Below are 16,326 nucleotides of genomic sequence, written 5' to 3'. Positions count from 1 at the left end.
TTTGTTTCTTCTTCTGATGGATACGACGCAGATAATCGTGACCTTGGTGGGCGTGGGCCTGCTGGGCTTCGTGGGCTGGTTTTTCTTTCTGGCCCCGCACCGGGTGGCCGCGGCCGTTTCGACGTCGGCCGGCATTCAGCAGGTCGACATCGTGGTGAAGGGCGGCTACTCGCCCAACGTTATTGAGGTGGAGCACGGCAAGCCCGTGCAGCTCAACTTCTACCGCGACGAGGAAAACTCCTGCTCCGAGGAGCTGCTGCTGCCCGACTTCAACATCCGGCGCGAGCTGGCGCCGTTTAAAACCACGGCCATTGAGTTGTTGCCCCAGCAAGCGGGTACCTTTGAGTTTACCTGCGGCATGCACATGCTGCGGGGTAGTCTGGTCGTAAAATGATGACGATGCCGCAGTCCGCCACGTCCGTGTTGCCCGCTCCCGCGGCCGGGGGCGTGCGCCTGTCCATCCGGAACATGGTATGCCCCCGCTGCCTGCGCGTGGTGCAGCGCGAACTGGAAAAGGCCGGGTTGCTGGTGGACGCCGTGGCCCTGGGCGCGGCCAACGTGCGCACCGCCGACGGTAGCCCCGTGGACGAGCAGCGGGTGCAGGAGGCGCTGCAGGCGTACGGCTTCGCCCTGGTCGAAGACCCGCGCGACCAACTCATCGAGCAGGTAAAAGCCGTGGTGGTGGAGCTGGTGCACTACACGCCGGCTGAGCAGCAGCCGTTTCACACCTACTCCCACTACATCAGCGAGCGGGTGGGCCGCTCGTACGCGTACCTGTCGCACCAGTTCTCCGTGCGCGAGGGGCTCACGCTGGAGAAATACATCATCCGCCAAAAGGTGGAGCGGGCCAAGGAGTTGCTCAGCTACCAGGACGAAAACGTGGCCAGCGTGGCCAAGCGGCTCGGCTACAGCAGCGCGGCCCACCTGACGAACCAGTTTCGGCAGGTCACGGGCATGTCGCCCTCGGACTACCAGCGGCTGGGGCCGGGCAGCGCCGGGCGCCTGAGCCTGGCCGAGCTCACGTAAGGCGCCGGGCTGGAAACTTTGCAAGGGTTTCGGGCCAATCGTGCGCAAACGGACACTGTACTCTGCCGTTTAGCCTGGGTAACGCTTTTGTTGCCGACGCTTTAACCCCCCGTTGCTATGCTTCGCTCCCTTCGCTTCCCCCTGTTTGCTTGTCTGCTTGCCTTCACTACCCTGACCGCGTGTAACAAGGACGATTCCGACGGCCTGAAAGTGCAGGCCCACGACGACAACGTCTTCATGCGCATGATGCACGATATGATGACGCAGATGATGGCCATGACCAAGACCCAGGACCCGGACAACGACTTCGCCATGATGATGAAGATGCACCACCAGGGCGCCATCACCATGAGCCAGGAGGAACTGCGCAGCGGCAAGGACGCCGACATGAAGCGGATGGCCCAGACCATCATCACCAAGCAGCAGGCCGAGATTCAGCAGCTCGACGCGTTTCTCAGCAGCCACCCCGCCCACGCCCCGGCCGTGCCCGCGTTCAACACGAAGCAGATGGAGAGCATGGAGCGCATGATGCAGGCCAACGACCTGCGGCCGCTTACCGGCGACATTGACTACGACTTCGCCCAGCTCATGGTCGACCACCACCGCAGCGCCATGGAAAACTCCCAGGCGGAAATCGAGTACGGCCGCGAGAATGCCATGAAAACGCTGGCCCACAACATCATCGACGACCAGGAAATGGAAATCAAGGACCTGCAGGCTTGGCTGCTGGCCCACAAGAAGTTCTAATCGGCCTTCCGCCCCCACCAGCAACAGAGCGGCTTTCCCCAAAGCCGCTCTTTTCTGTTCCCGCCCCCTTTCTACCCTACTGCCCCGCTGCTACACGCCATGAATACGCCCCTGTTTCCCGATTACCTGCTGTGGGTGTGGTTTGGCCTGACGGCCCTGTCCGTGGCCTACGTGGCCTGGGACCTGTTTACCAGCACCCCGGAAATGAAGGTGATGAAGTACGGCTGGGTGCTGGTGACGCTCTATACCGGCCCCGTGGGGCTGCTGATTTACTGGTTTTCCTGCCGGGAGCCGGCGCCCGGGACGCACGAGCAGTTCGTGGCCCCCATGTGGAAGCAAGCGGTGGGCTCCACCATTCACTGCGCGGCCGGCGACGCCACGGGCATCATCGTGGCCGCGGCCATCACCGGCTACTTTCGGCTGCGCATGGGCGTGGACATCTGGGTGGAGTACCTGGCCGGCTTCGTCTTCGGCTTGTTCATTTTCCAGGCCCTGTTCATGAAGGACATGATGCGCATGAGCTACGGCCAGGCCTTGCGCGAATCCTTTCTGCCGGAGTGGATGTCGATGAACGCCATGATGGCCGGCATGCTGCCCACGATGGTCATCCTGATGAGCCGCGACATGCGGGCCATGGAAGCCACCTCGCCCTGGTTCTGGGCGGTGATGTCGGCCGCGACGCTGGTGGGCGTGGTCGTGTCGTACCCGGTGAACTACTGGCTGGTCAAAAACCAGCTCAAGCACGGCATGGGCACCGAGCGGGCCTTGGGCAAAGGCGGGGCCTCCCGGGAAGAGGTAAGTCCGGCTGCGCCTGCAGGGCATCCAATGGCCGGTATGCACCACGCGGCGCCCGCTGTTCCAGCTGCTTCCCTTCACGCCGGGCACACGATGGCCGCGTCCGCCCACGATATGCCGGGTATGGCGATGGGCGGTGGGCGCCACGTGTCCAGCGGGCGCAAGGCCGTGGTCACGGTGCTTACCCTGCTGATGCTGGCGGTGGGCTACTGGCTGGCGACGCGCTACGGCGACTTGTCCATGCGCCCCGGCGAGCCCATGATGGACATGCCCGGCATGTCGATGCCCGGGCACCAGATGTGACAGTGCCGCAGCGGCCCGCCAGTTGCCCTGGCTAGCGTTACACTGGAAATTATGCAAGCAAATGGCGGTTTTGATGTAAAAACAAGCGTGCTCAGCTCGACGTTTCTGAGGTGTTATTTCCACCTCGCACTCTCCCCATGACCCGTTACCTACGCCTGCCCCTGCTGTGCCTCCTCGCGCTGGGACTCTTCTTGACCGCCTGCAAGAAGGACCACGACATGGACGACATGAAACACGAGAGTCCGTACATGAAAATCATGATGGACATGATGACGCAGATGGACGCGCAGGCCAAGACCCAGGACCCGGACCACGACTTTGCCGCGCAGATGGTGCTGCACCACGAGGCCGCCATCAAGATGGCCCAGGAAGAGCTGCGCACCGGCTCGAACCAGGAAATGAAAACCCTTGCCCAGGACATTATTACCAAGCAGCAGGGAGAGATTGGCCAGTTCAACGCCTTTCTGAGCAGCCACCAGCCGCAAACCCCGCTGGTGCCGCAGTTCAACCAGCTGCAGAAAACCAACATGGACCGCATGATGGCCGCCAGTGACGCGCGCACGATGACGGGCCGGCCGGATTACGACTTCGCCCAGCTCATGGTCGACCACCACCAGGCGGCCATTGACAACTCCGAAGCCCTGCTGCAGCACGGCCGCAACAGCACGACCCGCGCCCTGGCCCAGGCCATCATTACCGACCAGCGCCAGGAAATTGCAACCCTGCAGAATTGGCTGACCCGCAACCGGTAAGCGCCGGCCGGTTTGGGGAAAGGCAGCTCCGCCCGAGCTGCCTTTTTCGTTTTCGTCCTATTGTACTGCGCCCCCATGTATCCTTTCCCCGTGCTTTGCCTGCTCCGGTGTATCGCCGCCGGCCTGGCCCTGCTACTCGGTGGGTGCCGTTCTGCCGCACTCGTGCCCCGGTTTGCCGGCGTGGCCGGAGCCGCCCCACCGCGGTCGAGACCGCGCCCAGATTCGGCACAGGTGGTCGGCCCTGCGTTGCCTGCCAGCGCACCACGCCCGGTAGCGGTGCCAGCGCGGCCCCAGACCCAGGTTGCGGACACGGGGAACTCCCGTTCCCTTACCCAGAAGCAGCAGGCAAGCCGAGTAGCCGAAAGGCCGTCTGACACCAGCACGGTGGCCGGCGATACCGCCACCCGGGCGGCGGCGTTGCGCGAGCCTCATCAGCCACCCGCCCGTCGGTTTTTCCGGGCGCAAACGCTGGTGCACTACAGCTTGCACTTTCTGTTTCCGGCGGTGTTGGCCCTGGTGCTGTTCCCCGCGATGTGGTCCGGCGCCTACCTCATCCTGCTGGCCACGATGCTCATCGACCTGGACCACTTGCTGGCGACCCCTGTCTTCGACCCCGGGCGCTGCAGTGTGGGGTATCATCCGTTGCATTCGTTTTATGCCATCCCGGTGTATGCCCTGATGCTGCTGCTGCCCCCACCGACGAATATTATCGCCGTGGGCGTGCTCTTCCACCTGTTCACGGATACGGTGGACTGCTTGTGGTCTTTTCGCTACTGCCGCGAGTGTTATCTCAACGCCCGTATTCGGCCAGTGGTCGACTGGGTTCGGAAGCTGCTGAGTCGTAAGCAGGACGGGTGACGCCGCTTTGGGAGCTGCGCCCCGACTTTGCGTCCGGAAGCATCCCTGCCGGTGCTACGGGCACCGTTTTGTTAAGCGTTAAGGTGCCTGAATAGCTGGGGTTTTTGGCCTCTGGTTGGGCGGTCCGCGGGTTCTGCCCATCTTAGGGTTTTAATTCACCGTTCCGCGTTATGTCCGCTGCGCTGCCGCCTCTTATCCAGCAATACAAGGCCGATTCCGAGTCCGTTTACAACACCTGGTTCATCAACAACGAGGAGCGCCTGAAGGCCTTTCGCTCCATCCGGCGCGGGGTGCAACAGGTGGTCAAGGACATCAAGGCGGGCAGCTTCGGCAACGACTTCAAGGGCACCTCGCTGGAATTCGTGCTCAGCGTCATCAGCGAGCAGAAGCAGGTGTTTCAGGGCGCGGCCCACCCCTTCTATTGGAAGCCCAAGCTGCGCATTCCCGACATCTACGAGCACGAGGAAAACAAGCGCGCTTTCGGCCAGTTTCTGGAAAGCTGCCTGGCGGCCACCACCGAGCAGCAGCTGCTCAAGGAAATTGACCTGCTTGACCGCCGCAAAATCAAGGGGCTGGGCCCGGCCGTGGCCAGCATCCTGTATTTCCTGCACCCCACCCTGATGCCGCCCTTTAACACCGCCATCGTCAACGGCTTCAACGCGCTGTTCGGGGAGAAAATCAAGCTGGGCTCCTGGTCGGAATACCTGCGCATGCGTGACCGGCTGCGCGACCTCAACCAGGAGCACCGCCAGCACCTAAGCCTCGACTACGGCGCCCTGAGCGGCCTGCTCTTCGACGTGGGCGTGAAGAAGATGATTGCCGGCGACCAGCAGTTTGCCAGCGACGAAGACCGCGACAAGTACCAGCAGCAGGCCCGCAAGCGCCACCAGGAGGTGCAGACTGAGGCCCAGGAGGAAAACCAGCACACCGAGATGCAGCACCACCTGCTGCGCGTGGGCAAGGCCTTGGGCTGCGACGTGACGACGGCCATCAACGACCGCAACCGGATATGCGCCGGGCAGAAGCTCTCGTTTTTGTGCCTCGACCAGCACCCCGAACTGCCCGTGTCGGCCGAGGTGGCCACCACCATTCGCCTGATTGATGTGGTGTGGTTTGCGCCCGGCACCAACCGCGTGGTGGCCGCCTTCGAGGTAGAGAAAAGCACCAGCATCTACTCGGGCATCCTGCGCCTGACTGACCTGGCTTTCTCCATGCCCGAGCACGAGACGGCCCTCTATCTGGTCGTGCCTGACGCCCGCGAAAAGGAAGTGCAGGCCCAACTCTCGCGCCCGGCCATCCGCGCCGCCGGCGCCACGATTCGCTATATCCTGTTCTCGGAGCTGCGCCAGCACTGCGAGGCGCTGTGCAAGTTTGGCCATTCGCCGGAGGCCTTGCTCAAGATTGCGCGGGCAGTTAATCACTAGGCCTTCTACCCTCTACATGAGTATTTCTAAGCTTTTTCTCTTTGCGAAGAACACGGACGCCAGCGCCTCAATGCGTGGCTACCAATACCAAGTGTTCAAAACGGTTGAAACGTGGTTGGAAAACTATCTCAACCAGGTTGACGAGGCCATTTACTGTGATTACGAGGAGGATATCTTCCAGCACAATGAACTGACCCAAGCGGCCACGTTCCGGCAATTAAAGCTCTACTCTACGCCGTTCTCTTTTCGAAGTGAGGAGATTCAGAAGGCGGTGGCCCACTTCTTCATGCTCCACGTCAAAACCGATTATGCGGCCAAGGACAAAGAGTTTGTTTTTGAAGCGAACAGCCGAGTTGCGGAGCACCGTGAGGGCAATGAGGCTGATTTGCTGCGTACCTGGGTTGCGAACCAGGACACGCTTCCCGACGCGTTGCTTTCCCAATGCGCCCTCAAGGTAAAGTCGCTGGTAACGGAATACGTGGACGAGCGCACGAGCCAGCTCGCGGAACAGTTGGCCGATAAACTGAAGAAAAAGGCGGAGGATGCCCCGGCACTGCTGGCACTGCAGGCCGATAGCCAAGCCTTGCAGGAGGCCGTAGCCGTTTTTCAACAACTTACCGACCAGGATTGGGAGGACTTCACGCGCCGGATTAAGTGGCGCTTTGATGGGGTGAGCCCTGATAGCGCATTTAAAGGGACCATCGCCCGTTTAGAGGAGTTGGTAGCAATGCTACCTGATATGCCCAAGGAGCGACGCAAGGGGTTCCTGGGCATGCTCTGCATGCGGGTGGACATAAAAGCGTCTGAGCAAGCCCCGGAAGACCGGAAGCTTGTCAACGGAGAGCTAACCAATCTGTTGTTGCAGGCGGGCACTTTGGAAGACCTGTGGTACCACGAAGTCTTTACCAAGTGGAACGACCTGGGCCAGCCGGAAGACGTTCGCCTCGGTGAATTTTACGAGGTGTTGCAGGCCGTGTCGTATTGCCGCAACGCTAAGAATTTGCAGGCGCACGACGCGTTCTGGATTGGGCTACTAAACTGGTACGTTGCCAACTTGGCCCAGCAGCCAGCGGAGCGAAAGCAGGCGCTTTACGAGCTCATCTGGCTTCGGATGCGGCCGACGGAGTACTTGGAGCCCGCCGCCGGTGACCTGTTCGGGTGCGAAGAGTATGTGCGGGAGTATTTCAGCGACTTCTCCTCGTTTACCGTCGCGGCAGAGTTTGAGGATATTCAGAGCCTGCTGTTTCTGGTTACGGCCTCGTCCTTGAACGGCAAATCCGCTTTGACACCAGCTGAAACAGCTGGCTGGCTTCGGCAATTCAAGCAACAACTGGACCTGCTCATCAGCCAACCGCGCAATCCTTCCGACTTATGTCGGCTGTTGGAGTGTTCCGCGAATCTGTACTTTTTTGCGGGCAGCCAAGACCGTAGCGAGGAGAACGTAGCTAAAATCATGGCTCCATTAGAACAGCTACTGGCTGTGCTGGACCAAGCCCCGCTCTACAACGCAACGCAACTAAGCAGCCGAATTCATACCCACATTCGTCTCCTGATTAAGCTGGATGAGGAAGGGAACGAGACGCTAATAGATGCGTTCAAGGATTATGCGGGGCGGCTGGACGCGGTGGTTGAGAAAAAGAAGGGCGCCCATGAGCGGGCACGTCGTCTGGTAGCATCTGGCGCTACCTACCTGGAGTCTAAAAACCCGTCTTCCCTGCTGAAGGCCCTGCGCGACTTTCACGAGGCCAAAGCACTGTGGCTCCAAGAGGAAACCTTTGAGGGTTATACCCTCGCGTTGTTGAATATTGCCCAAGTCTATAGCGCCTTGGACATGCATTTCGCAGCCAAGTACTACGGGTTATGGGCTGCCTGGGTAAGCTGGCAGAAAGGGAGCCGGAAACTTGCGAAGCGAATTGCCCAGGGGTATGGCATGGCCTTCCACGCCGATTTTGTCCAAGGGGCCTGGCTGAGTGCGCTGCTGGATTTCGAGTACTACTTCAGGACACGGGAGCAGTTTGATACGCAGCCCATTGATGCAGAGGAGGCCGACATGCCTCGTAAAATCATCATGAACTATGGGTTCCTTTTGTACGCTGCGCCCCTGCTTGCGCCTGGTTTGCAGCAGATGGCTCAGGAGAAACTGACCGCTGCCGGGTACCTCAAAGACGACTACTTAGACGACGTGTTGGCTATGCTGCAGGTCGAACTACCGGAGCCTAAACTCCTGGCTGGCCTGACGCGGAATTTTGCCGACGCACCGCTCAATGACATGGGACCAGAGCGGACTGTTCGATTTCACGCCTTGGGCATAGAGTGGCACGTGCGCTTCCCTAACACGTACGGGTCTACCGCCTTAGGAGAAGACTTCTGTGCCATGCTGCAGGTGTTGCTCGCCGAAATTGCGCTAGCCAAGACGGACTTCCATTTGCCTGGCACCGTAGTGGACTTCACCCTTGAGCAAACCGCTGCACCACGTGAACCAGAGCAATTGCCGGATAACAGCAAAGCCAAATGGAAGGTATTTGTGCAGCCCGTCGACAGCGCTGACTACGAAGAAGTCAAAATGGGGGCGGCATTCGTGAGCACTACCTTGAAAGCCGTGCTGCAGGACCTCAGCTTGTTGCCAACCGCTGAATTTGAGCAAGCATTTTTGGGCCTTTTCACGGAAAGTAACCTAGGCGCGAAGTCCTTGCAAGCAACCTCTTACCAACGAATGTATCGCTCCTTGTTCTCAGAGGAGCGATTTAATGACTATCGCCGCGATATTTTCAGCCCGTTACCTACGCGAGCTGATTTCCCCTTGCCAAACCCGATGATGCATGCCAAGGAGGGGCTGAGCAAAAAGTATAACCAAGCAAGCGCCTTGCAAAGCATTGCGAATCGCTTTGAGAAAGCGACGCACAACATTCATCAGACCTTGGCCCATTTGAAGCAGGAAGCCGGGTACAGCGCTTGGTTGCAAGGGTTGCGTGCAGAAGGGTGGCCGGATTGGCAAATAGTTGTTGCCATGATGAATTTCATGGGCTCGTACAAAGCCAACCGAATGCTAGAAGGAAAAAGCTTTGCATCGGAAGCGGAGCACCAAGCTGCGCTGCAAAATGAGTTTAAGCAGCTCTTGCAGCGCGATGAAGTGGAAAAGCAGGCATTCTTCCCTTTAGAGGCATTCCAGTCCAGGGATTTCAGAGTGAGCTTGGAACAGATGCCACTTATCTCCTTAAACTCATTCAGACTACAGAGTAACGCTCGTTTTCCGAATCCAAGCGCGGTCCGCCAGTTTATGAATGAGCGCTTCAACGTGCAGCTGGATGTCAATGACACTAATAATCCCTTGCTATGAGCCGTCGCGGGAATGAGGAAAAAAAACAACCTCCTCACACGGTCCGCCACTGGCTTCGCCCAGCCCTCTACGTGCTCATTCCGCTCGCGCTGTATCTCACGGGCTGGCATACCGAAGTTCTAGGCCGGGCGCAGCAGGCCCTGCTGGCAACCGGGCTGTTCCACCGGAGTGCAGCGCTGCCCACCAAGCCGGTGCCCAAAGCGGATTATGGCCTGCCGCTACGGACGTTAGACGGCCAGGTGGTATCGTTGGCGCAGCTGCGCGGCAAGGTGATTCTGCTGAATCTGTGGGCTACCTGGTGCCCGCCGTGCGTTGCCGAGATGCCCGGCCTGCAGCGGCTGCACGAGAAGACCAAGAGCGACAACATAGTGCTGGTGTTGCTCTCGCTCGATGAAAACCCGGAGAAGGCCCGGCGCTTTGTTGCCCGCCGCGGGTTCACCATGCCGGTGTACACGCTCGCGGGGCCCGTACCGGCCGTGTTCGACACCGAGTCCATTCCCACGACCTTCCTCATTGCACCCAACGGCGACATCGTGGACCGCCACGAGGGCATGGGCGACTACAACAACGAGCAGATGGTGGGCTTCCTGCGGCAGCTGCAGGGCCGCTAACGACGGGCTGTTTCGTGCTGTTTGCCGCCTTAGAATTGGGTAACTTGCCCAACTATTAGCCAGCCTGTTCCTTTACCAGTCGCCCCTCCTTTATCCATGAGCACTATCCGCGAGCAGCAAAACATCGAGTGGAAGGAATCGTGGCGGCCGGAGTACTTCCAGTGGATTTGCGGCTTTGCCAATGCCCAGGGCGGCCGCATCTTCATCGGCAAAAACGACGACGGGCAGGTGGTGGGCCTGCCGGGCATTCGCAAGCTGCTGGAAGATTTACCGAACCAGGTGCGCGATTTGATGGGCATCCTGGTGGAAGTCAACCGCCACGAGGAAGGTGGGCTGGAGTATCTGGAAATTGTCGTTGAGCCTTACCCCTACCCCATCAGCTACCGCGGCCAGTACCACTTTCGCAGCGGCAGCACCAAGCAGGAGCTACGCGGACCGGCGCTGAGCGCGTTTCTGCTGCAGAAGCAGGGCAAGCGCTGGGACGGCGTGCCGGTGCCGGGCGTCGCGGCGGCGGATTTGTCGGCGGAAGCCTTTGACTTGTTTCGCCAGCGCGCGGCCAAAAGCGGGCGGGTGGACGAGCAGGTACTGCACGACGGCAACGAAGCCCTGCTCGACAACCTGAACCTCATCGACGGGGAGTACCTGAAGCGGGCCGCCGTGCTGCTGTTTCACCCCACGCCCGAGCGGTTCGTTACCGGCGCCTACGTCAAGATTGGCTTCTTTGCCACGGACGACGATTTGCGCTACCAGGACGAGGTGCACGGGCCGCTGCTCGTGCAGGTGGAGCGCACCTTGGATTTGTTGCAAACCAAGTACGCCCGGGCCCAGGTGCGCTACGAAGGCGCCGGCCGGGTCGAGGAGCCGCCCTTCCCGGCGGCGGCCCTGCGCGAAGCGCTGCTCAACGCACTGGCCCACAAAGATTACAGCGGCGGCACGCCCGTGCAGATTAGCGTGTACCAGGACCGCCTGCAGTTCTGGAACGAGGGCCACCTTCCCGACAGCTGGACCGTGGAGAACCTGCTGCGCAAGCACCCTTCCAAGCCCTTCAATCCGGACGTGGCCAACACCCTGTTCCGGGCCGGCTACATCGAATCCTGGGGCCGCGGCACCATCAAGATGTTGAACGAGTGCCGCGCGGCGCACCTGCCGGCCCCGCGCTTCTACTTCGAGGCCTCGGGGTTTGTGGTGGCGTTTGCCGCCTACTCGGTGGCCTACTGGCAGGCCCAGGGCGTGCGCGCCGACCTGGCGCCGGTGCTCCTCTACGCCGGGCAGCATGGCAGCATCACCAACACCGTGGTGCAGCAGCAGCTGGGCGTCAGCAAGCCCACCGCCACCCGCTACCTGAGCGAGCTGGAAAAAGGCGGCTGGCTGCAGAAGTCCGGCAAAACGGGGGTGGGCACACAGTACACGCTCACCGAACCCTAAAGGGCTCACAAAGGGCTCACCACTCGCGGGTAGGAATTGCTAAAAGTGCCTAGGAGGCGTAAAAACGCCGTTTTCGGCAGATTTACGTGCCATCGCAATGGGCTCAGCATGGGCTCACGGGGCTGCTAACATGGCCACCTAGAGGCACGGCTAATGCGCTGCCGGGCGCAGCTGAAGCCGAGCTACAAGCCAGCAGCTGCGCGCTGTTGCTGCTCAAAGGCCCAGTCCTCCGGGGAGAGAATAGCCTGCATGAACGCGGCGTAGCCCACGTCGCGCCGCTCCAGCGCGTGCCGACGCAGGGCCAGGCTGCGCTTGGCGCTTTCAAAGCCGTCCCGCTCCATGGCCTGGCGAAAGCGCTCGGGTAGCCCTTCCAGCCAGTGCTGGTAATCCGCTTCCGTTACCTCCCCGTCGGCCAGCTGCTGGTAGCGGTAGGTGGCGTTGCCCAGGCGGAACAGCCGGGCCATTTCGGCCCGCTGGCTTTCAGGCAGCTGCTGCAGGGCCTGCAGCTGGGCCTGGTGGTGCTTGTCAAGCGGGTGGCGGGGCTGGAGCAGTTCTTCCATCTTACTGGGGCAGGCCCTGCCGGGCAAAGGCCGAGAGGGCACTGGTGTTTTCGTAGAGCAGGTCTTCCGGATTATCCCCGTCAAACTGAGGGCCGTCGCCTTGCATGACCTGCCAGACCTGGTCAAAGGACACCCGGATGGGCGAGCGGTGCTGGAGGTCGGTGGAGTCAAGCAGCACTTCGCAGGTGAAGTCTTCCGCGCCGATGACCAGCTGCCAGACCGTACTCTGATGCAGGTGCAGGGTACCGAGCATCACGGGCCCGCTTTCGGTCTGAAAGTAGTTCGTGCACACCAGGTAATGGTGCTGCGGGTTGGCAAGGCCGGCTTGCACGTGGTGCAGAACGGCGACTAACGCATGCGGCTCGCGGGGCATAAGGCAGTAATCAGGGCTGGTTAATGGTCCACGGGGTCGGGTAATACTCGCGGTGAACCCGCTCGTTGTAGTACACCGCCTCGGTCGGCAGAAAGGCAAGCGTTTCGCCTACTGCCTCCCCGGCGGGCACGACTTTGCGCAGCAGTTGGTAGAGCTGCGCGAAGGGAATGGTCGCGCGAAAGCGGTCAACCCAGGGGCCGGGCGCGTGCGGCTCGTCGTCTTCCGGGTAGCGCACCAATTCCGCGTCGAAGGCCACGAAGTCCGGCCCGACCTCCAGGTTGGCAACCTCACCGTGGTGCAGGGAAAACACGGCCGGGTAGTGCCGGCGCTGCGGGTGGTTGTCGCGGTCGTAGTAGTGCCCGCCCAGTAAGTAATACACGGCCGGGTCGCTGAGGTCCGCTTCGAGCTGGTGCAGAAGCTCCGGCAGGTTGGCCCAGGTGTTCGGTTGTTCCATGGACGAAGCTCTAGGGGTAGCTGATGAGGATAAAACCTAAGGTAGAAGCTGAAATTGGCAAATAATTTCCAATAAGGAGCGAGTGTCGGCGTTCTAACGAGGCGTGCGACTGGCGCTCAAGCTCGGCTTCACCCGAGTAAGGCACCGACCGTAACGAGCGCCGGCCATCCTCATGGCAACTTTGGGGCCCGATTACTAACAATTTTACAGGCGAGAATGCCAAACTCACGTCCAGTATGGGCGTAATGGCTAGCTTTGCCTGACAAACTGATTGCCGAGTATGCTGGCTTTGAAATCCTACGCTTTGCATAGTTGCCCCTCGTCAGCAGGCCTTGCCGCAGACTGGCTGAGCTGGGCTCGCCGGCAGCCGCTGCCCATCCAGCAGCGGCCCGCCCTGTTTGTGGGCTCCCTCGCGTAACGCTTCCTCGTCGCAGCTGTCCCCGCGCCCTCCCGGGTGGCCAGGTGGCTGCTGCCCCATCTCCTGCCCGGCCCCCAAGTTGGCCGTAGGCAAGGCGTTTTCATTCCTTTCCGTTGACGTTACTGTTATGGCTGCGAGCCCCTATCGCCGCTTTTCCAGCCTCTGCCCGACCGTGCAGGCGCTGGTGATTCGGCTTATCCAAGAAGAGTTCACCCCGTTGCTACCCCTTTCCGCGGAAGTACCCGCAGCTGCCTGGGCCCGTGCCGTAGCGCTGGCCGACCCCACCTTGCTGTACTGCACCGCCCAGGAGCCGGTCATTCGGTTGTGCCCGGAAGCCTACGAGCAGCTGCGGACATGCCTGCAGCGCGAGCTGGTCGAAGCGGAGTAATCAAGCCCCAAGAACAAAGGCCGACCAGGAAACCTGGTCGGCCTTTGTTGGGACCTCTGGTTGGGGCCAGCCGCACCCACGGCGGGAGGCCGGCAGCGCCCGGGGCAGCCCGTGGGCAGGACGGGGTACAATTCTTCCCTACTGCCCTATTACATACACCGGTACGGCCTGCGCATTGGCGCCACGCCCGGTTTCCTTCTTCACTTCCTTGCCATCAAGCAGGATAGCGGCGGTGATTTCCGAAGCGGCCGTGCCGCCGTCGAGGCTGGCCAGCAAGCCAACATGGTCGCCTTGCTTCAGGGTGCGCTTGAAGCGGTAGGTCGCCGGCAGCGGCACGTTGTTGACCGTGGTCGTGCCGCCGCTTTCGTTGTCGTAGCTGATGTAGTCCGATTGCGGGGCCGTGGTGGAGGAAATGCGGTACTCTACCTGGTATTCTTTGGGCCCGGTGGGCATCGCGTCGTCCTTGGCGCAGCTGCTGGCCGTGGCCAGGGCGGCGCAGCTCAGGAGTAGGGTGGCAAGTCGTTTCATAGCGCAGAAAGAGAGTTAGCGGAAATGATACCGCAGGCCGGCGCTGGCGTAGCCGGGCCATTGGTCGAGCAGGGGATTGTTGAAGAGGTAGCCCTTGGTGGCGGTGGCCACCAGCGAGAAGCGGTTGCCCAGGAACACGTCCGCCTCGGCCCCGGCCTGCGGGCCGTAGGTGAAGCGCTGGGGTTGCTGTGCGTCGGTCGCGGGCTCGCCGGTGCCATGCTCGCCCGTGCGCTCGTAGCCGGCCCCGGCCCCGAGCAGCAGGTGCACGTAGACGACTTCGCCCAGGCGAAACAGTTGCGGCGCGAGCAGCACCCGCCCCGCGTAGCTGGCGTAGTCGCCGCGGCCGCTGAGGGTGCCCGTCTCGCGCAGGCCGCTGGCGCGCAGGGCCAGGCGGTTGGTCAGCATGCTGGTGTAGCTCAACTCGTAGTAGTCGCCTTGTTCGGAGCGGCCCCGGTGGGCGCCCCAGCTGGCCATGTGTTGAACGTGGCGCTGGGCGAAGGCCGGCACGGCGCCGGCCCCCGCCAGCAGCAGGGCCACTAGCAAGATATTCTTCATAAGGGGTTAGTGGCGGGGACGGGCCCGGTCCGCTTTGATAAGGGCGTTTTGCACCAGAATGTCGGAGTAGACCATTTCGGCGGCCTGCCGCGAAGGGCCGGGCTGGGCGGCTTCGGCCAGCAGCCGGTCGGCTTCCTGGCGCAGCTGCATGGCCTTAATCATGTTGTCGTTCGAGGTGTTCAGGGCCACCATCCGCTCGCCTTCGGTCATGGCGTAGCGGCCGGGGTTCTTGAGCGTCGCGTTCATCTCGATGCTCTGCTGGGTCATCTCGTCGGCAATCTTGTAGTAGCCGAAAGCGGTGGCAATCTTCTTTTTCTGCATCATCTCCTCGTAGGCAAAGGTGGAGACGGCCGCTTCTTCGCGCTTGAGCTGGTACTCGCGGGAGCTCATGCGGTTGTTGCCCGCCGTGGCGCCGGAGCCGAAGCGCGAAAACACGTCGTACACCGTGTTCAAATCCTGCTGGGGGTTGTTGAGCTGCAGGGCCTGGCGCAGGCGCTCGGCTTTCTGAAACACGGGCATGTACTGGTTGCTCTGCCCCCGGCCCGACATGGCCAGGGCACGGGCAAAAAGCTCCTGGGGGTTGGAGAGGCGCAAATCCTGAATGCTCTGTACCTTGCGCAGGTCGGCCTGCACCTGGCGCTGCAGCTGCAGGGTCTGGTCGGTGATGTCCTTCACCTGCCCGGTGATGTCCTTGGTAACGCCGGCAATCTGCTTGGCATCTTTGATAACCTGGTAGTTTTTGACCGTTTCAGTCCACTGCTTGAGGTGCTTGGCAAACTCGCCGATGTGCACGCCCATGTGCAGCGGGTCGTTCACGACGGCCTGCGCCGCGGCGTCCGCGCTCGGAACCAGAATCAGGGCCAGGGCCACAAGGGCCGGCAAAAGCGTCTTTTTCATCGTCGTATCGGTTAGGTGGAAGAATTAGCGCACGGCCGCTTCCGGGCCGAGCTGGCCAGCTGCTGCGGTGGTAATCAGGATGGGGTAGCCGTCGGGCAGCAGCACGTCGCGCAGCTTGGTGCGGGTCTTGGGCCGCGAGAGCAGCGAGGCCGCCACCCGGCCGCCCACGCCTACCACGGAGTTGGCGGCCGAGGCCGAGCGGTCGATGGCCGTGCTGATTTCCTGGGTGGTCTGTTGCTGCAGCTCGTTGCCAGCCATGCCGGCTTCGCGGGCCACGCGCTTCACCGGGTCAATCATGATGCCCGGCATGTAGTTGAAGTCGTAGATGTCGGCCTGCACCCGCGTGGGGCCAAGGCGGTTGACTTCCAGTGTCACGTTGTTGGTGCCCACGGTGGCCACGCCGGCAAAGACCATGTTTTTGGGAAAGGTCACCCCGGACACCACGGCGTCTTCGAGCAGGCGCAGGATGACCACCGAGCCGGTACGCACCTTCTGCTCGCCGTTGATGACGCACTTGAAAAACACGTCCGGGGCCAGCTGCTGCTCGCGCTGGCTGCCCTGAGCCATCATCCGGCTGGCATTGCCCACTTTCACGGTGTTGAAGCCATCCAGGCCGGGGGCGCTCCCGCGGGTGGCCAGCAGCTGCGCGGTCTGGTTGGGGTCGCGGTAGCGCTTGCCGGTCATGCGCTCGTAGGCCGCGCGGGTTTCCGGCGGCGAGGAGCCCAGCATGGCCAGCACGTCCGGGTCGGTTTCAAACGGGGTGCCGTCCACATCGCGGGCCGGTACCAGGCCACGGCCCGCGCGGCCGGAACCGGTGCCCGCCCGGCGGCCGGCGCCACCCCCGGCCGTCAGGCGCCGGCGCGGCACCACCAGGG

18 protein-coding genes are annotated in these 16,326 nt (G+C 61.7%); 11 read left to right on the top strand and 7 right to left on the bottom strand.

From position 1 onward, the window contains the following. The first annotated feature begins 16 nt into the window (after nucleotides 1-16). From EJV47_RS26140 to EJV47_RS26095, 10 genes are all read left to right on the top strand, one after another. The gene (locus tag EJV47_RS26140; protein WP_126696168.1) at nucleotides 17-394 is read left to right on the top strand and encodes a cupredoxin domain-containing protein; all 378 of its coding nucleotides are present in this window, start codon (nucleotides 17-19) and stop codon (nucleotides 392-394) included. A 26-nt stretch (nucleotides 395-420) separates the two neighbouring features. Continuing rightward, nucleotides 421-1,026: a helix-turn-helix domain-containing protein gene (locus tag EJV47_RS26135; RefSeq protein WP_126696167.1), complete on the top strand. Its 606-nt coding sequence runs from the start codon at nucleotides 421-423 to the stop codon at nucleotides 1,024-1,026. A gap of 117 nt (nucleotides 1,027-1,143) precedes the next feature. Continuing rightward, entirely contained in the window at nucleotides 1,144-1,773 is a 630-nt protein-coding gene (locus EJV47_RS26130) for a DUF305 domain-containing protein (protein ID WP_126696166.1), read from the top strand. 99 nt (nucleotides 1,774-1,872) lie between these two features. Further along, entirely contained in the window at nucleotides 1,873-2,871 is a 999-nt protein-coding gene (locus tag EJV47_RS26125; protein ID WP_126696165.1) for a DUF4396 domain-containing protein, read from the top strand. A 137-nt stretch (nucleotides 2,872-3,008) separates the two neighbouring features. Further along, the gene (locus EJV47_RS26120) at nucleotides 3,009-3,623 is read left to right on the top strand and encodes a DUF305 domain-containing protein (RefSeq protein WP_126696164.1); all 615 of its coding nucleotides are present in this window, start codon (nucleotides 3,009-3,011) and stop codon (nucleotides 3,621-3,623) included. A 384-nt stretch (nucleotides 3,624-4,007) separates the two neighbouring features. Beyond that, nucleotides 4,008-4,481: a DUF6122 family protein gene (locus EJV47_RS26115; protein WP_207896004.1), complete on the top strand. Its 474-nt coding sequence runs from the start codon at nucleotides 4,008-4,010 to the stop codon at nucleotides 4,479-4,481. A 170-nt stretch (nucleotides 4,482-4,651) separates the two neighbouring features. After that, entirely contained in the window at nucleotides 4,652-5,905 is a 1,254-nt protein-coding gene (locus EJV47_RS26110; RefSeq protein WP_126696163.1) for a hypothetical protein, read from the top strand. A gap of 16 nt (nucleotides 5,906-5,921) precedes the next feature. After that, nucleotides 5,922-9,242: a hypothetical protein gene (locus EJV47_RS26105; protein ID WP_126696162.1), complete on the top strand. Its 3,321-nt coding sequence runs from the start codon at nucleotides 5,922-5,924 to the stop codon at nucleotides 9,240-9,242. Between the two features lie 71 nt (nucleotides 9,243-9,313). Continuing rightward, on the top strand, nucleotides 9,314-9,853 hold the full coding sequence (locus tag EJV47_RS26100) for a TlpA family protein disulfide reductase (RefSeq protein ID WP_165903942.1): 540 nt from the start codon (nucleotides 9,314-9,316) through the stop codon (nucleotides 9,851-9,853). 96 nt (nucleotides 9,854-9,949) lie between these two features. Beyond that, nucleotides 9,950-11,278, top strand: coding sequence for an ATP-binding protein (locus EJV47_RS26095; RefSeq protein WP_207896003.1), 1,329 nt, complete (start codon nucleotides 9,950-9,952; stop codon nucleotides 11,276-11,278). A 182-nt stretch (nucleotides 11,279-11,460) separates the two neighbouring features. Here the strand turns inward: EJV47_RS26095 and EJV47_RS26090 are convergent, their stop codons facing one another. Genes EJV47_RS26090 through EJV47_RS26080 form a run of 3 tightly spaced genes read right to left on the bottom strand, consistent with a single transcriptional unit; the run spans nucleotide 11,461 to nucleotide 12,665 of the window. Next, complete coding sequence (locus tag EJV47_RS26090; RefSeq protein ID WP_126696160.1) at nucleotides 11,461-11,838, bottom strand: hypothetical protein; 378 nt, start codon at nucleotides 11,836-11,838, stop codon at nucleotides 11,461-11,463. 1 nt (nucleotide 11,839) lies between these two features. Beyond that, entirely contained in the window at nucleotides 11,840-12,169 is a 330-nt protein-coding gene (locus EJV47_RS26085) for a hypothetical protein (RefSeq protein ID WP_126696159.1), read from the bottom strand. Between the two features lie 52 nt (nucleotides 12,170-12,221). Then, the gene (locus EJV47_RS26080; protein WP_126696158.1) at nucleotides 12,222-12,665 is read right to left on the bottom strand and encodes a hypothetical protein; all 444 of its coding nucleotides are present in this window, start codon (nucleotides 12,663-12,665) and stop codon (nucleotides 12,222-12,224) included. Nucleotides 12,666-13,210: 545 nt separating this feature from the next. Here EJV47_RS26080 and EJV47_RS26075 point away from each other — a divergent pair. Then, a complete protein-coding gene (locus tag EJV47_RS26075; RefSeq protein WP_126696157.1) occupies nucleotides 13,211-13,471 on the top strand; it encodes a hypothetical protein in 261 nt (86 codons plus the stop codon). 138 nt (nucleotides 13,472-13,609) lie between these two features. Here the strand turns inward: EJV47_RS26075 and EJV47_RS26070 are convergent, their stop codons facing one another. The 4 genes from EJV47_RS26070 to traM all read right to left on the bottom strand — a co-directional run. After that, on the bottom strand, nucleotides 13,610-13,999 hold the full coding sequence (locus tag EJV47_RS26070) for a hypothetical protein (RefSeq protein ID WP_126696156.1): 390 nt from the start codon (nucleotides 13,997-13,999) through the stop codon (nucleotides 13,610-13,612). A gap of 15 nt (nucleotides 14,000-14,014) precedes the next feature. After that, nucleotides 14,015-14,554, bottom strand: coding sequence for a hypothetical protein (locus EJV47_RS26065; protein WP_126696155.1), 540 nt, complete (start codon nucleotides 14,552-14,554; stop codon nucleotides 14,015-14,017). A gap of 6 nt (nucleotides 14,555-14,560) precedes the next feature. Beyond that, nucleotides 14,561-15,451: a hypothetical protein gene (locus EJV47_RS26060; protein WP_126696154.1), complete on the bottom strand. Its 891-nt coding sequence runs from the start codon at nucleotides 15,449-15,451 to the stop codon at nucleotides 14,561-14,563. Nucleotides 15,452-15,475: 24 nt separating this feature from the next. After that, a partial coding sequence (gene traM / locus EJV47_RS26055) for a conjugative transposon protein TraM (RefSeq protein WP_126696153.1) occupies nucleotides 15,476-16,326 on the bottom strand: 851 nt, incomplete at its 5' end.

It is taken from the genome of Hymenobacter gummosus (genome assembly GCF_003970915.1).
GTDB lineage: Bacteria > Bacteroidota > Bacteroidia > Cytophagales > Hymenobacteraceae > Solirubrum > Solirubrum gummosum.
Note: the sequence above shows the minus strand (reverse complement) of the source record. Positions and strands in the feature narration are given on the sequence as shown.

Excerpts from the sequence above, each read along its gene's own strand:
- EJV47_RS26140 (WP_126696168.1), top strand. The coding sequence starts at position 17 with ATGGATACGACGCAGATAATCGTGACCTTGGTGGGCGTGGGCCTGCTG.
- EJV47_RS26130 (WP_126696166.1), top strand. The coding sequence starts at position 1,144 with ATGCTTCGCTCCCTTCGCTTCCCCCTGTTTGCTTGTCTGCTTGCCTTC.
- EJV47_RS26125 (WP_126696165.1), top strand. The coding sequence starts at position 1,873 with ATGAATACGCCCCTGTTTCCCGATTACCTGCTGTGGGTGTGGTTTGGC.
- EJV47_RS26120 (WP_126696164.1), top strand. The coding sequence starts at position 3,009 with ATGACCCGTTACCTACGCCTGCCCCTGCTGTGCCTCCTCGCGCTGGGA.
- EJV47_RS26110 (WP_126696163.1), top strand. The coding sequence starts at position 4,652 with ATGTCCGCTGCGCTGCCGCCTCTTATCCAGCAATACAAGGCCGATTCC.
- EJV47_RS26105 (WP_126696162.1), top strand. The coding sequence starts at position 5,922 with ATGAGTATTTCTAAGCTTTTTCTCTTTGCGAAGAACACGGACGCCAGC.
- EJV47_RS26095 (WP_207896003.1), top strand. The coding sequence starts at position 9,950 with ATGAGCACTATCCGCGAGCAGCAAAACATCGAGTGGAAGGAATCGTGG.
- EJV47_RS26090 (WP_126696160.1), bottom strand. The coding sequence starts at position 11,838 with ATGGAAGAACTGCTCCAGCCCCGCCACCCGCTTGACAAGCACCACCAG.
- EJV47_RS26080 (WP_126696158.1), bottom strand. The coding sequence starts at position 12,665 with ATGGAACAACCGAACACCTGGGCCAACCTGCCGGAGCTTCTGCACCAG.
- EJV47_RS26075 (WP_126696157.1), top strand. The coding sequence starts at position 13,211 with ATGGCTGCGAGCCCCTATCGCCGCTTTTCCAGCCTCTGCCCGACCGTG.
- EJV47_RS26070 (WP_126696156.1), bottom strand. The coding sequence starts at position 13,999 with ATGAAACGACTTGCCACCCTACTCCTGAGCTGCGCCGCCCTGGCCACG.
- EJV47_RS26065 (WP_126696155.1), bottom strand. The coding sequence starts at position 14,554 with ATGAAGAATATCTTGCTAGTGGCCCTGCTGCTGGCGGGGGCCGGCGCC.
- EJV47_RS26060 (WP_126696154.1), bottom strand. The coding sequence starts at position 15,451 with ATGAAAAAGACGCTTTTGCCGGCCCTTGTGGCCCTGGCCCTGATTCTG.